The 19652-nt window shown below is 39.9% G+C and carries 18 protein-coding genes and 1 pseudogene; 7 read left to right on the top strand and 12 right to left on the bottom strand.

What is annotated here, in order from left to right:
• Nucleotides 1-252: 252 nt before the first annotated feature.
• Nucleotides 253-549, top strand: a complete 297-nt coding sequence (locus tag CDC37_RS16290) for a hypothetical protein (protein ID WP_096623178.1) — start codon at nt 253-255, stop codon at nt 547-549.
• 184 nt (nt 550-733) lie between these two features.
• Here the strand turns inward: CDC37_RS16290 and CDC37_RS25840 are convergent.
• The 3 genes and pseudogenes from CDC37_RS25840 to CDC37_RS16280 all read right to left on the bottom strand — a co-directional run.
• Nucleotides 734-874, bottom strand: a pseudogene (locus CDC37_RS25840) (IS982 family transposase); the annotation flags it as partial.
• A 208-nt stretch (nt 875-1082) separates the two neighbouring features.
• Complete coding sequence (gene recQ / locus CDC37_RS16285; protein ID WP_096623176.1) at nt 1083-3254, bottom strand: DNA helicase RecQ; 2172 nt, start codon at nt 3252-3254, stop codon at nt 1083-1085.
• A gap of 419 nt (nt 3255-3673) precedes the next feature.
• Nucleotides 3674-4423 (bottom strand): RNA polymerase sigma factor SigF, encoded by a 750-nt coding sequence (locus CDC37_RS16280; protein ID WP_096626311.1) that lies wholly within the window; start codon nt 4421-4423, stop codon nt 3674-3676.
• A 1499-nt stretch (nt 4424-5922) separates the two neighbouring features.
• Between CDC37_RS16280 and CDC37_RS16275 the strand changes: the two genes are divergently transcribed.
• Nucleotides 5923-6360: an Hsp20/alpha crystallin family protein gene (locus tag CDC37_RS16275; protein WP_096623174.1), complete on the top strand. Its 438-nt coding sequence runs from the start codon at nt 5923-5925 to the stop codon at nt 6358-6360.
• Between the two features lie 156 nt (nt 6361-6516).
• On the opposite strand, the gene CDC37_RS16270 is transcribed toward CDC37_RS16275, so the two are convergent.
• Complete coding sequence (locus CDC37_RS16270; RefSeq protein ID WP_231943088.1) at nt 6517-7041, bottom strand: pentapeptide repeat-containing protein; 525 nt, start codon at nt 7039-7041, stop codon at nt 6517-6519.
• Between the two features lie 15 nt (nt 7042-7056).
• Here CDC37_RS16270 and CDC37_RS16265 point away from each other — a divergent pair, with 15 nt between their 5' ends.
• Nucleotides 7057-7545 carry a YraN family protein gene (locus tag CDC37_RS16265; protein WP_096623170.1) on the top strand — a complete coding sequence of 163 codons (489 nt, stop codon included), beginning with the start codon at nt 7057-7059 and terminating at the stop codon, nt 7543-7545.
• A 153-nt stretch (nt 7546-7698) separates the two neighbouring features.
• Here CDC37_RS16265 and CDC37_RS16260 read toward each other — a convergent pair whose 3' ends face one another.
• The gene (locus CDC37_RS16260) at nt 7699-8088 is read right to left on the bottom strand and encodes a hypothetical protein (RefSeq protein WP_096623168.1); all 390 of its coding nucleotides are present in this window, start codon (nt 8086-8088) and stop codon (nt 7699-7701) included.
• 239 nt (nt 8089-8327) lie between these two features.
• On the opposite strand from CDC37_RS16260, the gene queA reads away from it, so the two are divergent.
• Nucleotides 8328-9578 carry a tRNA preQ1(34) S-adenosylmethionine ribosyltransferase-isomerase QueA gene (queA, locus tag CDC37_RS16255; RefSeq protein ID WP_096623166.1) on the top strand — a complete coding sequence of 417 codons (1251 nt, stop codon included), beginning with the start codon at nt 8328-8330 and terminating at the stop codon, nt 9576-9578.
• On the opposite strand, the gene cbiD is transcribed toward queA, so the two are convergent.
• The 4 genes from cbiD to CDC37_RS16235 form a co-directional block, all read right to left on the bottom strand.
• Nucleotides 9506-10618, bottom strand: coding sequence for a cobalt-precorrin-5B (C(1))-methyltransferase CbiD (gene cbiD / locus CDC37_RS16250; RefSeq protein WP_096623164.1), 1113 nt, complete (start codon nt 10616-10618; stop codon nt 9506-9508). The genes queA and cbiD overlap by 73 nt on opposite strands.
• 243 nt (nt 10619-10861) lie before the next feature.
• Complete coding sequence (gene psbM / locus CDC37_RS16245) at nt 10862-10981, bottom strand: photosystem II reaction center protein PsbM (protein ID WP_096623162.1); 120 nt, start codon at nt 10979-10981, stop codon at nt 10862-10864.
• A gap of 108 nt (nt 10982-11089) precedes the next feature.
• Nucleotides 11090-11386, bottom strand: coding sequence for a 2Fe-2S iron-sulfur cluster-binding protein (locus CDC37_RS16240; RefSeq protein WP_096623160.1), 297 nt, complete (start codon nt 11384-11386; stop codon nt 11090-11092).
• Between the two features lie 194 nt (nt 11387-11580).
• Nucleotides 11581-11718, bottom strand: coding sequence for a photosystem II reaction center protein K (locus tag CDC37_RS16235; protein ID WP_096623158.1), 138 nt, complete (start codon nt 11716-11718; stop codon nt 11581-11583).
• A 121-nt stretch (nt 11719-11839) separates the two neighbouring features.
• On the opposite strand from CDC37_RS16235, the gene CDC37_RS16230 reads away from it, so the two are divergent.
• On the top strand, nt 11840-12493 hold the full coding sequence (locus CDC37_RS16230) for a YqiA/YcfP family alpha/beta fold hydrolase (protein WP_096623156.1): 654 nt from the start codon (nt 11840-11842) through the stop codon (nt 12491-12493).
• Between the two features lie 183 nt (nt 12494-12676).
• On the opposite strand, the gene CDC37_RS16225 is transcribed toward CDC37_RS16230, so the two are convergent.
• The 3 genes from CDC37_RS16225 to CDC37_RS16215 all read right to left on the bottom strand — a co-directional run bounded on the left by CDC37_RS16225 (nt 12677) and on the right by CDC37_RS16215 (nt 17356).
• Nucleotides 12677-13210: a hypothetical protein gene (locus tag CDC37_RS16225; RefSeq protein ID WP_096623154.1), complete on the bottom strand. Its 534-nt coding sequence runs from the start codon at nt 13208-13210 to the stop codon at nt 12677-12679.
• A gap of 773 nt (nt 13211-13983) precedes the next feature.
• Nucleotides 13984-14589, bottom strand: a complete 606-nt coding sequence (locus CDC37_RS16220; protein ID WP_096623152.1) for a GNAT family N-acetyltransferase — start codon at nt 14587-14589, stop codon at nt 13984-13986.
• 781 nt (nt 14590-15370) lie between these two features.
• Nucleotides 15371-17356 (bottom strand): S-layer homology domain-containing protein, encoded by a 1986-nt coding sequence (locus CDC37_RS16215; protein ID WP_231943087.1) that lies wholly within the window; start codon nt 17354-17356, stop codon nt 15371-15373.
• Between the two features lie 653 nt (nt 17357-18009).
• Between CDC37_RS16215 and CDC37_RS16210 the strand changes: the two genes are divergently transcribed.
• Both CDC37_RS16210 and CDC37_RS16205 read left to right on the top strand, forming a co-directional pair.
• The gene (locus CDC37_RS16210; protein ID WP_197707018.1) at nt 18010-18693 is read left to right on the top strand and encodes a response regulator transcription factor; all 684 of its coding nucleotides are present in this window, start codon (nt 18010-18012) and stop codon (nt 18691-18693) included.
• A 149-nt stretch (nt 18694-18842) separates the two neighbouring features.
• Complete coding sequence (locus CDC37_RS16205; protein ID WP_096623150.1) at nt 18843-19454, top strand: hypothetical protein; 612 nt, start codon at nt 18843-18845, stop codon at nt 19452-19454.
• Nucleotides 19455-19652: the final 198 nt, after the last annotated feature.

Raw genomic sequence — 19652 nt, 5'->3', positions numbered from 1 at the left:
CCTTTTGTCAAGAACAATTTAACTATTCTTAACAAATATGTAACAAAATCATAATATTTATTGCAGTTTGTGTGGAACAGTTTTCAAAATTATGAAATGCAGCGAAATTTACGATTGAAATTGAAGTAGAGACGACTCGTCGAGTCTTCTGTTGTGTTAATTCTAGTTTGTTGGCAATAGGAAATAATTATTGTTAGTGTGATGCGATCGCTTGATTAATGTTAAGAGTCAAAAAATACTGTTCACCAACCCATGCGCGCGCGAATCGAAGAAGACCTACTGATTATTCATCACGAGGATTTACCCGAGTACAAAAAAGGTGGATCTGTTGTCCGCAATAGTTACTTTTGGGCTTTGCGTTCGATTGCAGGTTCAGCGAAACGTCATGGTGATTGGGAGTACGAACAGGAGGTATGGTTTGCCTTAGCGAGGATGTTAATGTCCTTTACAGAATCGGGATACTTAGGTGTGAGGGAGACAATTTTAGAATTTCCTTCCAGTCAAGGAGAGATACCCGAAGTTTTTCGACTGGTTGCGACTTGGGATTGACACTCCCCGACCTAGGAGTTTCAGTGTCAGCGTTAGTTTAGCCATATTATTAACCCAAGTTGCGGGTTACGCGACTCCGGGTGCTTCGCACCCGGAGAGCTATGCGATCGCACGAAAAAGACTTCGGTTACACAGTAAGTAACCGAAATAGATACTCATCATTGCAAGTGTCAAATGATACTAGCTACATAAATGCTTGTTTTACAGTAAACACAAAAATAAATGCTTGTAACTTAAGTAAAAATCCTTCGTAAGTCACAGCATGAATTGATTTTGGATACATACTAGCAATAGCGCTAAATACGGTTTCAATATAGTGACGAGTAGACAGTAATTATTTCATTTAGCATAATCCCCTCCGTTTTGGTTCCTGGAGGGGATTTTACTGATGGAAGCGATCGCGTTCTCAAGTAACCCGCAACTTGGGTTAATAGGATTTTGGATTTTAGATTTTTGATTATCCCGTGATAATCCTTAGTGGATAAACTTTGGCAGCAAGATTGTCGCTTACCCAGTTCCTGTCTCCTGTATTCTCAATTCCCCTTTTTCCGTCGCCATACTCCCCGAACCAAGAGAATCTCATCATAACTATAATCAGCTCCCAAATAATCCTTGATTGGAGTTAAAGCCACATCACCTAATGTATCTAAAACTTGCCAAATTTTCTGCTGCTTGTTCTCGGCGACAATTTGATTAATATTTAGCTCTTGATTTTTTTCCAGTAAACTTGCCAAATGGTTGACAATAGTCCTTCCACTCAAATTCCGTTTAATGGCGATATCTTGAATGCTCAAGCCTTGTTGATATAAATTCAACGTCACTAATTCAGTTCCACTGGGGGTTTTACCACGGTTGGATGTACTAGATGGGGTGGAAGGCATATCTACACTGGGTAAATTATGCTCCTGACAAAAAGCTGTAATTTCCTTGATAAATACATCCCCATACTCCGTTAACTTGTGGGTACCCACCCCAGAGATTTTGGCAAAACTTTCTCTTGTTTGGGGACGGTATTGGGACATGGCTTTCAGGGTTGTGTCTGTGAAAATCACGAAGGGAGCAACTCCCTGTAAATCAGCCAATTGTTTACGGAGAGTGCGTAAACGTTGAAATAACATTTCTGCTTCGGCTGATTTTTCCTGGGGATTGATATTACTCACCCTCTCAACCGTAGGAACTGCAATCAAAACTTGACGCTGACGACGCATCACTTCCCAACTTTGAGCATTTAACTTTAATACCCCATAACCATCCGTCGATTGCTCCAACAAACCTTGATGTAACAGTGAACGTCCTAACAACCGCCAATCATCCACCTTCCGATCCTTACCAATTCCATAGGTGGAAAGTTGATCATGTTTATGTTGCTTAATTTTCTCCGTTTTCGCACCACGGAGAATATCAATAATATGTCCCATGCCAAACCTTTCTTGACTACGAGCGACACAGGAAAGAAATTTCATGGCTTCCGTTGTCCAATCCTGAACTGGTTTCGGGTAGCGACAGTTATCACAGTTTCCGCAGTTTCCCGGAAAGCGTTCTCCAAAGTAACCTAATTGAATTGTTCGCCGACAACTTGTTCCTTCAGCATAATCTAGAACCTGACGCAATTGCTGTCGAGCCACCATTTGTTCTTGGGGGTCTGTTTTTTGACTAATACTCCATTCAATAGTTTTGATATCACTCAAACCAAAAAAGAGGGTACAGCGAGAAGGTTCGCGATCGCGCCCTGCTCGACCAGATTCTTGATAGTAACTTTCCAAGTTACGGGGTAAGTTAAAATGGATCACGTGACGAACATCGGGTTTATCAATACCCATACCAAAGGCAATTGTTGCGACCATTACCCGAACATCATCACGGATAAAACTAGTTTGATTTTGACTACGTTCTGTATCGCTTAAGCCTGCGTGGTAGGGTAAAACGGAGATTTTGTTATGTTTGAGTTTCAGGGTTAATTCATCAACCTGTTTACGGGTCAGACAATAAACAATGCAAGCTCCATCTGTACTGCGTAATAATTCCAGGAGTTCAGTGTAGGCATATTGGGTTTTCGGACGCACCTGGTAGTAGAGATTGGGTCGGTTAAAACTAGCAATATGAATACTGGGTTGACGCAATTGCAATTGCTGAATAATATCGGTGCGTACCCGTTCCGTTGCCGTTGCCGTTAAAGCCCAGGTGGGAACCTGGGGATATTTTCCCCGTAACTTACTCAATTGTCGATATTCGGGACGAAAATCATGGCCCCATTCCGATACACAATGGGCTTCATCAATGGCAAAGGCAGATATTCCCCCATGATGATGGACTAAATCCAGAAACGGTAAAAACCGTTCACTCATCAACCTTTCGGGAGCAACATACAGTAACTTGACCTTACCAGCTAAAACCGCTTGTTCACGCGATCGCACTTTTTCGCCACTTAAACTACTATTTAAAAAAGTGGCAGCAATTCCGTTGCGACGTAAGGCATCTACCTGGTCTTGCATTAACGCAATTAGGGGGGAAACAACAATTGTCACCCCTGATTTCATTAAAGCTGGTAACTGAAAACATAATGATTTACCACCCCCCGTCGGCATGACTACTAACAAGTCCTGGTTTTGCAAAGCTGCTGTGATTACTTCCCGTTGTCCAGGACGAAAGGTATCGTAACCAAAATGATGCTTGAGCGAGCTTTCTAACTGGGGATACAAGGACATGCCAACGGTCGATGCTTGCAAAACTAACGGTAAATTGAATGGTAACGTACTTATTTACCACCCATGACCTATCTTAGAATAATTTATCATTAGACTGGAACAAAATCATCGCCATCATAATCCGGCAACATTTCCTGACATCAATAATTTGCGTTCCTAAATAAATCTCAAAAACATCCCTAATTGAGCCAAATATCGAAATTGTCGGTGGGAATTTCGATACTTATAGGGTACTAGTAGGGAAACTTGGGCTGGTAAATTAACTTGAGTACACCTAGCGTTATCCTAGACTAACCACCAGTATAATGGCATCACCTTCGCCATTACTGCCTACCCAAAAAGCAATAGACATCTCCAGAACTTAAATATTAACCCTGAATACACAAGAATTTGAGTTCCTTTGTGAGAAATGTCTAATGCTAGGAATTAGCGATCACGGGTTGGGTTTGCATCATGCACATCAAATCCTGAATCCCTTTTTGTAAGTAACGTGTCACCGTCATCGGACTAGTGCCAATGGTTTTAGCTGCATCCTTACGGGAAAGCTCCTTCAGGAATACTAACTCCACAGCCATGCGGGGTTTTTCTTCCAACTCGCTAATGGCACCTTGCAACTGCTGACGTTCTTCCTCTTCATGCTGTAAAACTGCCGAACGAGGACAGGGAAGAGCTTCACCCAAAGTAATTTGACAATCTACATAATGCACCACCGTTGCATCCAAACTCAAAGGCATCCGGTTTTGTGCAGCCAACTTGGTCTCTTGCCATTCATGTAGAGACACATCCAAAACCTGGGCAATCTCCGCATCCTTGGGAGGACGACCTAAAGACTCCGATAATTCCTTACGGACTTTTTGCCCCTCATTATAAAGCTCTTGCCAACGCCGGGGGATTTTGAGCAGGGTACTGCGATCGCGCAAAAAGTGCAACATTTCCCCACGAATATAGGGAACCGCGAAGGAACTAAAGGCGTAACCTTGACTGGGGTCAAACCGCTCAATTGCCCGAATCAAACCGAAGTAGCCAATTTGCTCCAAATCTTCATAGGGTTCGTTACATTGATGGCTAAATTTGTGCGCCATTTTCCGCACTAGCCCAGTATGCAACTGCACAAGTTCATTCCGAAGTTTTATTGAGGGATTTCGATGATAAGAACGCAACAACTCCATACTATCGGCAGGCAATACACCACGAGAATTACCTGCACTATAGCTGCTGCTATACCGCAAACATGACTGACTCGCTACCATAAGATATCCTTCTCAATTACCCCTTTTCCTTGCGGAAAATGGCAATACGTAATTTTTTATCTAAGCTGTAATTATTTTGCTTAGGAAATCTTTTTTACACCATTCGTTGTTCTACGGAACTTGTGGGGGGTCTCACCCGATATTTACGTATTTGTACGGGTAATTTTTTCGGTAATATCTGATTTATTGCTATATAACAATACTAATTGTGGGATATTTGCAACTCTTTTGACATCCACCTCAAATCAATACCCTAATACCGTTTGACTTTGAAGTTGATACCTGACGGGGAGTTTTTGGGAGCAGGGGAAGAAAATGCATCAAAATTTGAGTGCATCAAAATTTGAGTGAAATGATATAAGTTAGATTTGAGATTTAGGATTGATTTGTACAGACGATCCGATTTGATGGGAAGTCGCGCTACGTACGTCTACGGATTGTCTCTCACAATTGTCAAATGTTAAAAATCGCTGAGGAATGAGGAAAACTTCTGAAATTAGGATGCAACAATAGTTTTTAACCAGTCTTTCATCACAAGGGAAGCATCATTTCCCGGCTTGATTAATTCTATGATTAATCAGCTTCGAGTCAAAGCCTTATTTTTCCCTGGAACTGAAAGGCGATACTCCGGAGAAGTCACTATGCGATCGCTACTCAATAATCCTTGCACCATAAAGCTTTGAAGCTAGATTATCACTCCCCAGGTCATGTTGAGGCAGATTCTAAGGGTGGTGAAAAATTTATCTGTACCAATCCTTGCTGCTGGAAAATAAGGAATAGGGAGTGGGAAGGAGCTATTTTCTTGTTTGTTGTGTCCCAAGGAAATGGGGAACTAACTAGATAGATTAATTTTTCTCAAGGGTCAATTGTGATGATTCCCATTATTAACACCCAGTAATCAACATTTAGGAATGATGGGTAATTGACAGATGGGAATATTCCAGCCATCAACTACCCATTACCGATTACCCATTACCCATTACCACCTTTAGGTTAGCAAATCCCATATCTTTAGTTAAGTCCTAACATTGGAAGTTTTAATTAAGTTTTTCCGATGAATTGAGGTGAGTCGGACTTATATGATAAATTCAACATATTTCCATGATTATGTGGACAGATTGCTGTTGCTAGCAGACTTCCAATTCCCAAAAATTTATTATCTGGTTACGATTGCCTAAATTTTAATTATTTTTGTGGGGACAAATCTTAAATTAGACTAAAGTTTTCTGAGGAGACTATTCATAAAACATCAGGATCGGCAATCATCCACATCAAAGGTGATAAAAACCGAATCTCCTGGCTTGTAAGTTCACCTAAGATAAAAGTGTCAGCAAAAGATAAATGCTGAGTTCTTTAAATCAACCCTTACCAATACTTAAACTGACATTAAACAGATTGCTAGATTTGGAGGGATAGTTATGACATTAGTTCGTTGGAATCCTTGGCGCGAAATGAGTGCATTGCAACGACAAATGAACCAGCTTTTTGAAGATACAATCACTCCTGCAAAACTGTTTGACAGTAGTTTCGCACACATCCCCGCAGTTGAAATCCAAGAAACGGATGATGCAATTCTTCTGAAAATGGAAGTCCCAGGAATGGATAGCAAGGACTTAGATATCCAAGTTTCGGAAACTACTGTTCATATCAGTGGTGAACGTAAACATGAAGCTAACCAAGAAGAAGATGGCTTCAGAAAAAGCGAGTTCTACTACGGTAAATTTGAACGAACAATTCCTTTAGGTATCAGAATTCAAAATACCGAAGTTAAAGCCGAATATAAAGATGGTATTTTGAGTTTGACCTTACCAAAAGCTGAAGCCGAAAAAAATAAAGTTGTCAAAGTGAGCTTGTAATTTCACTGTAGTGCCAAAATCGAACTAAGTTAATAGTTGAAGTGAGTAGTGGGGAATATTCCTAGACATTCAGATTAACCAAGCATAAACAAAAGACCCAGTTAGATTTTAACTGGGTCTTTTTCGACGTTTGCAATCATGCGATAGACTGCTAATTTAGGGACACATGAGGGTATCGCGGGTGCTGCGTCCGGTTGTTGGATTTACTCCCTTAGCTACTTGACACAGTTTTTCCTGTTCGTCTTCACGCATTAAGACATCGGTAAAATCTGCTCCGTCAATAATAGCTCCGGCAAATTTGGCATTCGCAGCAAATGCTCCTTCTAAAATGGCATTTGTCAGATTTGCTTTGACTAATCTCGCTGAATCAAGGGTTGCAAAGGTTAAATCTGCACCTGTAAAATCCGCTGATTCTAAATTCGCGGCAAAAAAACTCACCCCTCGCAAATTAGATTTACTAAAGTTGCTTTGCTTGAGATTGGCTTTAGTAAAACTGGAATCCGTTAAATCCCTCCCGGAAAAATCCGATTCAATTAAAATTTCCTTGTTGTAATCCAGGGCTAATGCAGTTGTTCCCCATCCGCATATACTAGTAATACAAATTACTGCAAACAGCACTATATTGAGGATAGCTAGATAAATTTTGTGCCTGGATGGATTTTGTAATTGATTAGCATTCATGGTAATTTTGACTTGATGGCAAAGCATTCTCCTTCTAATTATCTCGATATTGGTAACTTAGGTGAAGACCTTACGGTGCAATGGCTAGTATCTCAAGGTTGGATTATTTTACATCGACAATGGCATTCCCGTTGGGGAGAAATTGATATTATCGCTGAATATACTAATCCAGAGAATGGTACATATCCACCTCAATTGCCAATATTAGCTTTTGTCGAAGTGAAAACCCGTAGTCAAGGCAGTTGGGACCGGGGTGGAAGGGATGCGATCGCCAACACCAAACAAATGAAAATATACCGTACAGCCCAAGCCTTTATCAGTAAATACCCAGAAAAAGCCGCATATACATGTCGGTTCGATGTTGCCCTTGTTAACTATGCCTTACTTACTGATACTAGCAGGAATGATAATAGTTATCAGAAATTAATTTCTCAAGCTATCAATAACTACTATTTATGTTTGCAAGAATATATTCCTGATGCCTTTAACTCACCGACGGAGTAATATCTTGATGGAAAAATACCTGATTGGTAACGGGTGATAGCCACTGTACAATCAACAATAACATATTCAGCGATCGCCTGTTACCAAATAATATTATCCATGACTATATTATGAGTCTACTTTCTCTGTTGCTGTTTTTTGAACCAAACAAAACTAGGCCAACGTTTCCGGACAATAACCTAAACCGCGAACAAACTGTTGGCGAAAAGCTTCTATTTCCTCCCTTTCTGGATTACCGTGGGAAACAATAGCAACTTGGTAACGACGCATCACATCTACTGGATATTGGCCAGCTTCCAAACTCCACAAAGCCATTTGTAGACGCATCGGTGGTTCATAACTAATACCGAGTTCATTTAAAAAAGCGCGGAAATCTCCATCGACCTGGGGTGAAATTTCCCCATCCAGTTTAATCCGTACTACCCAGCCATCGATTTGATGAATTACCGTGACAAATAAAACAGGTAGTTCAGGTCTAGCGTGCAGGTGCTGGACAACCCGCAGCGTTAAACTGGCATTTGCCAAATAATACAAGTATTCCATCTTTAGTGCTAAGGGCCAAAGCCAATCCTACATTTATATTATTGAGATATTTACCTTGCCCCCGGTAGGGTAAAAGCCCCCGTTTTTTGATGGGTAGGTTTACCCAAATTTCATAATGATCTATCCGTGTTACTTAATAGTAACCATCATAAACGGAAAACTGCAAATTGCCCGTATTTAGTTTACAGTTTTCTTATTCTAGCTATATATTCTGTAATTTAGGTGTTTTCCAGAAGCCAATGCAGCCACAATCTTCCCCTTCCGAACTTGCTAGTGACTCTAAGCAACAAGCAACCGACCTGGATCTAGACCACAACCTCATGGGATACGATTACGAGCTACCGAGTCAGATGATAGCGCAAAATCCGGTTGTTCCCCGCGATCGCTCCCGATTATTAGTCGTAAATTCACCCTTGACAGGGGTGACAACACCGCCGATACACACGATTTTCCGTAATCTTCCTGAGTTTTTGCAACCGGGGGATTTGTTAGTCATGAACAAAACAAAAGTGATTCCTGCGCGATTATACGGATATAAAAACACCGGCGCAATCATTGAGGTTTTGTTATTAGAGGAACGCAGTCGTGATACCTGGTTAGCCTTAGTCAAACCCGGTCGTCGGTTTAAAATTGGTTCACAAATCATGTTTGTACCCCCAGGGGTGATCCATCAAAGTAAGGGGGAAACAGAGGATTTAGACTGGGATGATGGGGAGGAAAACCAATTGCCTGAGTTCGACCCCAACCAATCCTACCTGAAGGCAACGGTCATCGATAGCGATGCAAACACCGGTGGCAGAATTTTACAATTTGACCTACCAGGGGGGGTATCATCCCTGATTGAAATCCTGCACCAATATGGCGAAATACCCCTTCCCCCCTACATCAAAAATAGTACCGCCAGGGACGAGCAATATCAAACCGTCTACGCAGACACTCCCGGTTCCGTTGCTGCACCCACAGCCGGGTTACACTTTACACCTGAACTACTCGAAAATTTACAGAAAATGGATGTTGGGCAAGCTTTTGTAACATTACATGTGGGGGTTGGGACATTTCGTCCGGTGGAGGTAGAAGATGTAACCACCCATGTCATGCATGAGGAATGGATTGAAGTCACCCAGGAAACCGTTGATCAGGTGCGTTCGACCCTTGCTCAGGGAGGAAGGATAATTGCCGTGGGAACAACTGCGGTTCGGAGTTTAGAGGGTGCAGCTAGTATATCGGGAGAATTGCAAGCTTACTGTGGGAAAACCAATTTATTTATTTATCCTGGTTATAAATGGCGAGTTGTGGACGGTTTGATTACCAATTTTCATTTACCTCGTTCCAGCTTAATGATGTTAGTTAGTGCTTTAATTGGACGCAAGCGGTTATTGAATTTGTATCAAGAAGCAATTCGTCAGGAATATCGATTTTATTCCTTTGGGGATGCGATGTTAATATTACCAGAAGGAAGGGAGTACAAGAAATTAGTTTGTAATTCGTAATTTGTACTAATAATTTCCCCTTGACGATTGAAAAGGATAGTATGGACTTTGAGGGGTTTATTGGCATATTTTTGGGCATATTTACTAGCTTTAAGGGAAATTTTCGCTGCTAAATACCGAAAGGTCTCCGACGCTAATCCTGCTTGTACCAAAATTTTGTAGGCTGCATCGGCAGTTTCGGCATCCAATACTTGATGAATTATTTCTAAGTCACCACCTGTCTTCGCAACAGCTGCGGCTATTATTTCCAATTTGCCATCGGCTAAATGACTAGATGTATTAAATATTCCCCCAGCTAATTTAATTAATTTCCCCTGGTATCCCAACAATAGGACTTCATCTACGTCGTAAATGGCAGCTTCTACTAATAATGGGCCAATCCAGTTACCCGTTTGTACAATCCGGTCATGGGCAATTCCCAAACCTTCAGCAACTTGCATTCCATTCTGACCGATACAGAAAACCAACTGACGATGCTGTTTTGCTACTGCTTGCAATTTTTGCCGTAATTCTTGCAAATGTGCAGCAGCAGATAAAGGCTGGGAAATACCACTAGTCCCCAACAGAGAAAGTCCTTCTAAAATTCCAAAGGCTGCATTAGAAGTACGTTGGGCTAGTTGGCGACCGAATGGTAATATAATGGAGACTGTAACCGTTTCGCTGTCGTCTATTAAGGGTAGCAAATTCTCCGCAAATAAGCGACGGGCGTAGCTATAAATTGCTCCTTCACCACTGGCTGTTTTTCCCACACCTTCCCCCGCTTCTAGGACTAAAGCCTGAAATTGTCTGTTTGATATTTTCACGTATGCCCAAATCGGTGTGTCCCTGGTTATGTCTAAGTTGTCTCCAGGGTCGCTGATTGTCACCGCCAAGCTACTATCTTGGGTTAATAAAGCTACTTGATTGACTGGTATGATTACGTTGTCTGGTAAGATATTAATTTCCACTTGGTCAATCGGTTGGTGACTTTTGAGGTACATTAGGGCCGCTTTTGCGGCTGTAACGGCGAATACTGGTAGTGTATATCCGGTGCGTGTCATTTGAACCTACTCCCTCTAAATCTAAATACAGAATGCTACATAAAGAGACGTAGCAATGCTACGTCTCTACACAACCCAACGATAATTTTGGTTTTCAGACAAAATGTAAATAATTATAATTCATGACCAAATTCAGCAAATACTTGCTAAATAAGGGCATTATCTATAAATCTATGGATAATACCCTTACATACATGTAGTACTTTTTCAAACAATGGGTTTTGACTTTATTCAAAACAGATTTTAGTTATCTTTTTGTCCACCTTCACGGCTTGCGGTCAGCGTGTAAAGGATGATTAAAAAAACTGAGGGAACTAGTACGAATAAAAGACTCGCAACAAACCCCAAGTCATTCACTTGCATAGCAAGAACGCCTCTCTTTTAGATAGATGTAGTTTCAATTTAACACCTTTAGGATACCATTATTGGAATCCGAGTGTATTGGCGATCGCAAGATATTTTGTTTGCTTTCTATGGTTTGGTGATTACACTCACTGGTCCATGTACCAAGGTTTGACAAGCAAGACGATAGTTGTCTGGTTTCCTCTTCAATAGACGGTTTTCTGCGTCTGTACGGGGAGAGAGATTTTCCATTCCCTCGGTGATTTCGACTATGCATGTCCCGCACTGACCGTAACCACCGCAGTTCATCATTTTACCCCAAACTTTATATATATCAATATTATTTTGCATGGCTGCCAAACGTAAGTTTGCCCCGTTTGCGGCCACAATTTCTTTATTCTCTTTGATGAAGTTGATATTACCCATTGCCTACCACCTCGACTCTACCCTTGTATAATTACTGTCTTGATAACTATAGATGTGGATTTTTCCCACCTCTATGTTACTGCAATTTTGTCACAAAATATAAAGAATTATTACGGAATTAGTCGAAATGCAAACCAAAAAATCAGACAGGTACTCAGACCTGTCTGGAAAAAAACAAATCAAACCCAGTGAAATTATCTGAAACCGACAGCCGCTTGCCAAACGAATGCCAAAAGGAGGAAAAATACGGGGATAATGGGAAGCACATCAACTAGGGGGTCAAAAATTTGGTATGCTTCCGGTAACTTTGCGAGTAGGATTGCTGCTTCCATGTTTGTTTTATCTACCTAACTAAATTCCAACACAGCTTTTCATAATTGATAGGTATCTTAACATAGGCAGTGGACAAAGTTACGTAAAGAAAAGTTGCTAAATATTTGGCGGTTGTTCACCATGCAATACATCTATCTACATGGATTTGCTTCTAGTCCTAATTCAACGAAAGCTCAACAAATAAAGTCCCATCTGGCTGATTTGGGAATTGAATTACAAATTCCCGATTTAAACCAAGGGAACTTCTCCCATTTAACTATGACTCGGCAAATCCAACAAGTTAGCCAGTTATTTAATCATGATGGGGTTGGTATCACTTTGATTGGTTCGAGTTTAGGTGGATTAACGGCTGCACATTTAGCTCAAATGTATACCCAGGTTAAGGGTTTGATGTTGCTTGCACCTGCTTTTGGTTTTTTATCCCATTGGTTAAGCAAGCTAGGTGAAGAGAAAATTAGGGATTGGCAAGGGAAAAAATATCTACCAGTTTATCATTATGGGGAAAAGCGCGAATTACCACTACACATTGAATTTCTTGAGGACGCTAAATTCTACTCGGAGGAAAAGTTACAGCGACCTGTGCCGACTTTGATTTGGCATGGTATAAATGACGAGGTGATTCCCGTAACTGCAAGTCGAGAATATGGGCGATCGCGTCCTTGGGTACAATTGATGGAGGTCACCAGCGATCATAGTTTAGTGGATGTGATGCCAGAAATTTGTGGGGATATAATCAGGCATATCAATATTTTGAGAAATTCCGATCTATCCTGATGTCTGGAAAAGATTTATTGCGGAAAATTGTGAAAAATTTAGAGACGCTCACCATGAACGTCCCTATTTAACTAAAAAAGGAGAATATTCTTGATATTTAAGTTTGACTTTTAACATAATTTAGTAGTTTGATTGCTCCTGATTATGTCTAATTGATTAATTCCCCTAGTCCTACCAGCTATTTCATAGTTTTTCCATTCTGCGGACAATGCCAACAGTTTGGGGTAAAACCCCGACTAATTGCGCAAATGCTTCATCGGGAAGGGATGCAACCACTTCCTTGGGGAAGTATTGCTCAAATTGCTCCAATATCTTTTGGACTCTTACTTTTGCTAATTGACTTTCGGTGATTTGTCTTATCAACCTAATCCATTGCCGTCTAATCAAATATGCTTTTTGGCAATCTTCATGCGATTCGGGAGTCAGCAGTGACAAATTCCCTATGGGAATAACTGCAACACAATCGCGATCGCAATTACCTCCTACCGCAGCACCAGGTCCAGCAAACTCCGCATGGAACTGCTTGAATAACAATAAACCATTTCTTCGCCGACTATTGACGACGAACACTTTGCCACTGTGAAGCATTTTTAACAGGTTTGAGCTAGAGTCTTGCTCAACACCATCGTTGGTAACTAGATATTCAAGAAAGTTGGTGTCTGGGTAATAAGTAGATACCATAGCATTTTGATAGCGTTGACATTCTCCGCTATCCATGTTTTTCAAATTTTCAAGGTATTTAGATTAATGAGAAACAACATGACAAAATTATATGCACCTAATATCTGATTTATTCCAAAATGTTAATAATGGTAAACAACTACTACATCATACATGTCTTAAATCTAAATGATTTAAGTAATCATAATTTTATGGGATTTGTCGATTTTTGTCTTCCTATATCAGTGATTTTCGTTAAAGTTTCTATAAAGTTGATGATTTTAAATACAAAGTTAGGATGATGAATTCTGGTCAAATTTTCACGTATTTTCACGGATGTCAGAATTTGCATACATACGCTATAAGAAAGGGCTGACGAGGAAAAGGGGGAAATCCATTCTCACCTGTTTATCTTGATATATCTCGTGTTTTTCCCAGGTAAGGATTATGGGTTAAATTCGAGGTGATAGGAGTAGCAGTTGGGGGTAGTAAGCGAAAGCTCGCATAAATCACATAACTACTTGATTTGCTGTTGAAGGTTAACGGTTGACAGTTAACAGTCACCCATTAAGAGTAGTGAATGTACAACTTAAATGTGCAACAGCTTATTTGCAGAAAATTCACTCCCTTGCTTGATGTAGAGGGAGTGGGGATTAAGAATGAGCTATTTTCTTGTTTGGTTGTGTCTAGAGAACATGGGAAACTGATTTGAAAGTGTAGACGTGTAGGGTTCCCCAAGGCTGTGGGAAAAACCACTTTCATGCCTTCTAGTATAAGCAGTACACCTTGGCTACTCACTTTCTGTAAAATTCTCTAAAAAGATTTTAATCTCAGTTTGGTAGATATTTGTGTAAAAATATTTGCTGAGAGCGTTGCCAAATACAAAAAATCGATTGAGCTTCCATTTCCTGGTGAACCCGATATCCTTGTTTAAAATAGAGTTGACGAGCTTGTTGATTTTTCTCTAGAACGTGTAAATATATATCTTGAAAACCCCATTCTCTGACTAATTCCTCACTACGTTGCAGGAGACCAGATGCAACTCCACGTCGGCGATATTGGGGATGGACAGCTAAATTCGATAGATAGGGATAGCTGCGACCTAACTGTGTCCAGCGATCGCTGTAACGTAGTCCTAGTTCCACCGTTCCAATGGGTATATCATGGGAGTAATTGGTGTCAATTGCGACCAAGCAAGCTTGATGTGGCTTTGTAGAGGTGACTCTATGCTTTAAATCTTCCGAGATACCCAAACGTAGGAGGGGAAAAGTCCAACCCCAGAAACCTTGGGAGGAGTGGAAACTTTCGGCAATTATTTGGGCGATCGCGTCCAAATCCTCATACTGAGCGAAACGAACCTGGAATTGACATTTTGGTTCGCTAATCAGCGCGGGGGGAGGTTCCTGTTGTGATTGATGATAAAACGAGGATGTCAAGGTAAATATCAAAAAAATAGAATAGATTTGAGACTGGAATCAATTGATGATTTCCACAGATTTTAAACAACATTTCGCCGCTTGGCATCAGTTATTTGCTGGGAATTTCCCAATCTAACTAAAACCATTGGTGATAGTGTATATACTGGCTTATTCTACACTGGTAGTCTACCCTAGACTAGTGGTTTGTCAATCCATAAACATCACACTAGGGAGTAGTAGAAGAATCAACCCGTTATATCGTTTTACTTGAGATGGTTGATACCTGAAGGGAAGCTTTTAGGTGTCGGGGAAGAAAATATCGCAAAATTTGGGTGAAATCCTGGATTTCTTACGATTAATATCGATTCTCTTGTATTTTGAAATAAATGAAACTAGAATAACCAACGGTTACAGCCCTTAATATGTAGCAAGCATTATCGTAAATGATATATGTTGTCAGCCTTGAGTAACGGATTGATTTTCCTTCTACTCCCTGTACAGACAAACCGACAGGTCGTTTGTACTCCCTCTTCCCTGTAAGTTTTACGGTTTTGTGAGAAATGCGGGTACAGTAGTTTTTTGACTGATAACGAGATTGAGTGGACAAAAAAGGTAATCTAAAATCCATAGACGCGTTGGCGAAAGCCATACCTTTAGGCTAGCGGATCGACTGAAGAGTAATCCAAAATCTAAAATAATATTAAGGTGTGATTAGACAGGTGAACTATCGAATCACCAGTCAAAAATCAACACCCTACTATTAACTACCTATTAAATAGGCGATATTTAGAATTTATATTTAATCATCATTCCTTTCACCAATGGTATAGGGAGAGGAAATATCCATCACATCACCAGTACTGACCAAAGCTCGATAGAGTAGAGCGCAAACTTCCGCACGGGTTGCCACCTTATCGCTATCTAATGTGTAGACATTGGGGTAATTAGCGACAATTCCTCTTTCCGTTAAAGCCGCGATCGCATTTCTAATATCACTGCGAATCATGGCAGCATCTTGATACACTGATAAAATTGCCTCCGTAGAACCACTGGGAGTGTAGTTTAAACCTCTGGCGATCGCCAGTAATGTTTCTAGACGGGAGAGGCTTTGTTGAGGTTGGAAACGATTGCCATCAGCTTCTAAAAAGCCCATTTGATAAGCTTCTTGAATTGCACTGTAAGCCCAGTTACTAGTGGAAACATCCACAAATCTTCTTGCTTGACGACGTTTCGCTTTGGCAAATCCTTGGCTTAACATGGCTGCAAATTGAGCGCGGGTGACTTTTTCATCCGGACGGAATTTACCATCGGGAAAACCTTCAATGATTTCCATTGCTGATAATTCGGCGATGAAGTCTTTTGCCCAGTGGTTACTAGGAACATCAGTAAATTTTACCTGAATTCCCCGTGCAACTCCAACTTCCCGGTATTCTATCATTGCTTGGGCTAAATCTTGGATATTATTAGCACTAATCTGATTAATTTTGACTAAATTACCGGGAGTAACCTGCAAAGCTCTAGCTAAATTTGTGTTAAAAGCACTAATGGATCTACCCATCACCGCAGCTACACCTTGACGTAAAGCAAGGGGATAAATGGCATTAGTCGCAATGGTACGTAAACTACTTACCTGAAATTGATTGGTTTGGATTTGACTTGCACTCTGGAGGAAAGTAACTTTTTCTCCACTGACTTGGGTAAAGTAATCGTAGACAGTTGCGTCTGTGTCGATGGAACCATCAAAATTGCGATCGATTCCATACACAGTCCGCACAACTTTATATCCAGAAGGATTATTCGATAAAACTAGGTTTACTACCGTATTGGCTTGTAAGCATTCAAATTCAGTGTAACCAATAAAGCGGTTTTGTTTATCGTATAGTCGCACGACAACGATATCACCAGCTTTCACTCCATTCACAAAGCTAGCTGTTTGTTGAATTCGATATTGGTAATCACCAACAAATCTTTCCTTGTGGTACTTATTACCACGTTTTTTCTTCACTGAAATACGAGCAATTACATCACTGAAATTATTGGCTGGCTGTAAAATTGCTAAGGTAAAACCAGGTTTGCGATTACGCAGAGAAACATTTGCAGCACTGATTTGGACTGTGTTTTCCCCTGAAACCGTTTTACTCGCATCCACCTCAGAGGTGGCGATCGCACTATTGCTAGTAGTAACTACTTGATTCGTACTACTGCTGCTAATAGTTTCCTGTGTTGCGATCGCAGTCGTTGATGAACGACTAGAAATACGTTCACGAATCATCACACTTCTTGCGATCGCAGCTGATGCAATTCGGGTTGACTCTTCATCTAACCTGACAACGCTTCCAGATTGGTTGGTTCGATATACCCACATTTCCTGGTCGTTGCTCACAACGACTTGCCAACCATTTTGTCTACCTTGGTTGCAAACACTTTCTACCTTTAGATTAAAGCAATCATTAGTCCAAATTTGTCGCTCTGCTTTGACGATTCGTAAACTAGATGCAGCTAAACCAGTCCGTCGAGAAATATCACTCAGGATGGCGGTTTTAACTGGTTTTTTGAGCTTCACACCGACATTTCTGTTTTTATCATCATCATCGTCATCATCGTCATCGTCATCATCATCATTTCCGGCAATAATTAATGGATTTTCTGTCGATGACTGGATAGTTTCTGAGGCTGAATTAATTGATTTTGACACAGCTAGTGCAGAAGAAATTGGTGCAAAAGCTGCTAAATAAGCACTAATTAAAACTAATTTTCCAAAAAATGATAGGTAACTTTTATTCATTTGTTTTTACCGGATGTAACATCATTAAACTGAGAAAAGTAACAGTCCATGCACCCTTATTCACTGATTTTATTAATCCCAATTTTTGCTCAAAACTAACATCTCAATCAGTTTGAGTAATTAGTTTAGATAATTAAAGTTATACATATCAATTATTTACACTTATAGCAATAATGTTTTAAATTATACTTAAATTATGGTGATTACAAGTAATGCGCTCGATTTTTTAGTAATTGTTTTTAAAATTACCTTTCTCCGCGTTTTTTGCTTGTCTTGTTGGCTTTAGTCAATGGAAAATGATAGTCTTGTCAAAAATCTTTCCTCAAAAGACGTTAATTTCCTCCGGCAAAAAGTATTATTTTTGACTTAAAAAACTAATTTCTTCATGAAATCCTCACATTTTTCTCCTAACCTGGAAATCGAGACAAAGTATTTAAGATAACGACGGTATGCGGAATTACAGGGAATCCGCTCATCGTTTATGCGCTGCATCTACAAACTCAATCAGTTAAAAAATTCCACACATAATTTGGTGTCATTGACTTTTCCATTATCTGGTAAAGCCAAGGGAAAGATTTGCGCATATTTACTGATACATTGATTCGACCAATGAGATGGTGCTGTTAGTTTACTTTTTTGTGTTTAAGTTAGTCATGTTAGCAATAGCAGAGGACTTCATGGAATTGAAACAGGAAATTTCATCAAATTGCGATCGCTGTATTCTGTACCTTTTATGTATAAACTTCTTGGAAACAGCAGAAAATCATCTAGAATGCAGTCAAATTCAACTCATAGCCCAACAATTTCAGCAATCTTTAATTCAACAAGCTACGATTCATCTCACAGAAGATGGACAAGTGAAATTCATCACTCCAACAGCTAAAGAATTATTACAAAAATATTTTATTTGCCACAACATCTATGCATTACCAGAAATTTTAAAGCGCTGGTTCAAACAGCAAATCTCTCAACTTCAATCTCACAAAATTGCCTTATTATCTCCCAGATATTTCTGCATGGAGCAAGAAAAATCTAAATTAATTATCAAACTAATTCCTAATTCCAGGAGTAGCAATCACTTATTACTTCTAGAAGAACAAGAACTACTTGCATTTTCAATCGCAACTTTAGAATTATTAGGACTAACAAAACGTGAAGCAGAAGTTTTGTACTGGATTAGCAAGGATAAAAGCAATGCTGGAATTGCCAAAGTTCTAGGTTGTGGAGAGGGGACAGTACGTAAACATCTAGAACATATTTACGAAAAACTAGATGTACAAACTCGAACGGGTGCGGTGATGGTGGCTTTAGAAAAGCTGGGATTAATCAAGGGATAATTTATTACAAAATCTTAATAATCACCTTCGCAGATCATCGTATTGTTCATGGAACTAATTCTTGTCATGATGAAATTATCAACACTGAATAGGTTGATAAAAAAAAATCAAATTTTTCATCAATAAAAACAAAGAGGTCAAATATGTATATGCAAATTGAAGAATTAAAACAAATTGCTCCCTCCGCTACAACCATGAGAGATTTTGCGGAGTCATTAAAGAAAGAAGAGCCAACAATTATCCTGAGAGATTATAACGAACCAACATCTCCTCCATATCTACAAAGTGGAGTGGAAATTTTCGATTTTGATAAAAACCCTGCTCCTGTTGGTGAAATGAAAAGTGCTTACGGAACTAGACCAAATGTTGCAGGTGTGAATGTCGTTAATGCAGTGAAAACAGCATTAGGTACTGGTGGTTATTGCTTACATATTTCCGACAGCAGTTACACTGGTTATACTATTTGGGAACTGTATGAGTTCATGAGAAACTTTGATAATACCAACTTGCGTGTTTGGATTCCCGAAGTTTTTGATTGTGATGACTTTTCGGAAGTTCTCCAAGGTAATGTGAGCGGATTTTTCCCGGGAATTGCTTTTGGAACTATTTGGTATGGTTCAAAAGAACCTCCCTATTGGGGTCATTCTGTGAATATTTTCTATTCTTACACTGACAACAAGGTTTATCTCGTTGAACCACAAAGTGATGTTTTCTATTCATTTAATCAAAAGGAATGGGAAGCTTGGATGGTAGTTATCTAGTCTAAAAAAAGAACTGGAACTGTTATCAAATTATTATCTATTAATCAGACGGTTCCAGTTTTACCAAGCTCATACAGCAGTCCGAGCGGGATTTGTGAAATCTTAGATATAGGGTTGTTAACGGTTAACAGTCACCAGTCATTAGCACGCTATTTTTCATGACTTAAATAGGATTGCTGTAACTCACTTGCTCAAGTT

The organism is Calothrix sp. NIES-3974 (assembly GCF_002368395.1).
In the GTDB taxonomy this organism is placed as follows: Bacteria; Cyanobacteriota; Cyanobacteriia; order Cyanobacteriales; family Nostocaceae; genus NIES-3974.
This window is presented reverse-complemented; position numbering and strand designations above follow the sequence as displayed.

Excerpts from the sequence above, each read along its gene's own strand:
- CDC37_RS16290 (WP_096623178.1), top strand. The coding sequence starts at position 253 with ATGCGCGCGCGAATCGAAGAAGACCTACTGATTATTCATCACGAGGAT.
- recQ (WP_096623176.1), bottom strand. The coding sequence starts at position 3,254 with ATGTCCTTGTATCCCCAGTTAGAAAGCTCGCTCAAGCATCATTTTGGT.
- CDC37_RS16280 (WP_096626311.1), bottom strand. The coding sequence starts at position 4,423 with ATGGAGTTGTTGCGTTCTTATCATCGAAATCCCTCAATAAAACTTCGG.
- CDC37_RS16275 (WP_096623174.1), top strand. The coding sequence starts at position 5,923 with ATGACATTAGTTCGTTGGAATCCTTGGCGCGAAATGAGTGCATTGCAA.
- CDC37_RS16270 (WP_231943088.1), bottom strand. The coding sequence starts at position 7,041 with ATGAATGCTAATCAATTACAAAATCCATCCAGGCACAAAATTTATCTA.
- CDC37_RS16265 (WP_096623170.1), top strand. The coding sequence starts at position 7,057 with ATGGCAAAGCATTCTCCTTCTAATTATCTCGATATTGGTAACTTAGGT.
- CDC37_RS16260 (WP_096623168.1), bottom strand. The coding sequence starts at position 8,088 with ATGGAATACTTGTATTATTTGGCAAATGCCAGTTTAACGCTGCGGGTT.
- queA (WP_096623166.1), top strand. The coding sequence starts at position 8,328 with ATGCAGCCACAATCTTCCCCTTCCGAACTTGCTAGTGACTCTAAGCAA.
- cbiD (WP_096623164.1), bottom strand. The coding sequence starts at position 10,618 with ATGACACGCACCGGATATACACTACCAGTATTCGCCGTTACAGCCGCA.
- psbM (WP_096623162.1), bottom strand. The coding sequence starts at position 10,981 with ATGCAAGTGAATGACTTGGGGTTTGTTGCGAGTCTTTTATTCGTACTA.
- CDC37_RS16240 (WP_096623160.1), bottom strand. The coding sequence starts at position 11,386 with ATGGGTAATATCAACTTCATCAAAGAGAATAAAGAAATTGTGGCCGCA.
- CDC37_RS16235 (WP_096623158.1), bottom strand. The coding sequence starts at position 11,718 with ATGGAAGCAGCAATCCTACTCGCAAAGTTACCGGAAGCATACCAAATT.
- CDC37_RS16230 (WP_096623156.1), top strand. The coding sequence starts at position 11,840 with ATGCAATACATCTATCTACATGGATTTGCTTCTAGTCCTAATTCAACG.
- CDC37_RS16225 (WP_096623154.1), bottom strand. The coding sequence starts at position 13,210 with ATGGATAGCGGAGAATGTCAACGCTATCAAAATGCTATGGTATCTACT.
- CDC37_RS16215 (WP_231943087.1), bottom strand. The coding sequence starts at position 17,356 with ATGAATAAAAGTTACCTATCATTTTTTGGAAAATTAGTTTTAATTAGT.
- CDC37_RS16210 (WP_197707018.1), top strand. The coding sequence starts at position 18,010 with ATGTTAGCAATAGCAGAGGACTTCATGGAATTGAAACAGGAAATTTCA.
- CDC37_RS16205 (WP_096623150.1), top strand. The coding sequence starts at position 18,843 with ATGCAAATTGAAGAATTAAAACAAATTGCTCCCTCCGCTACAACCATG.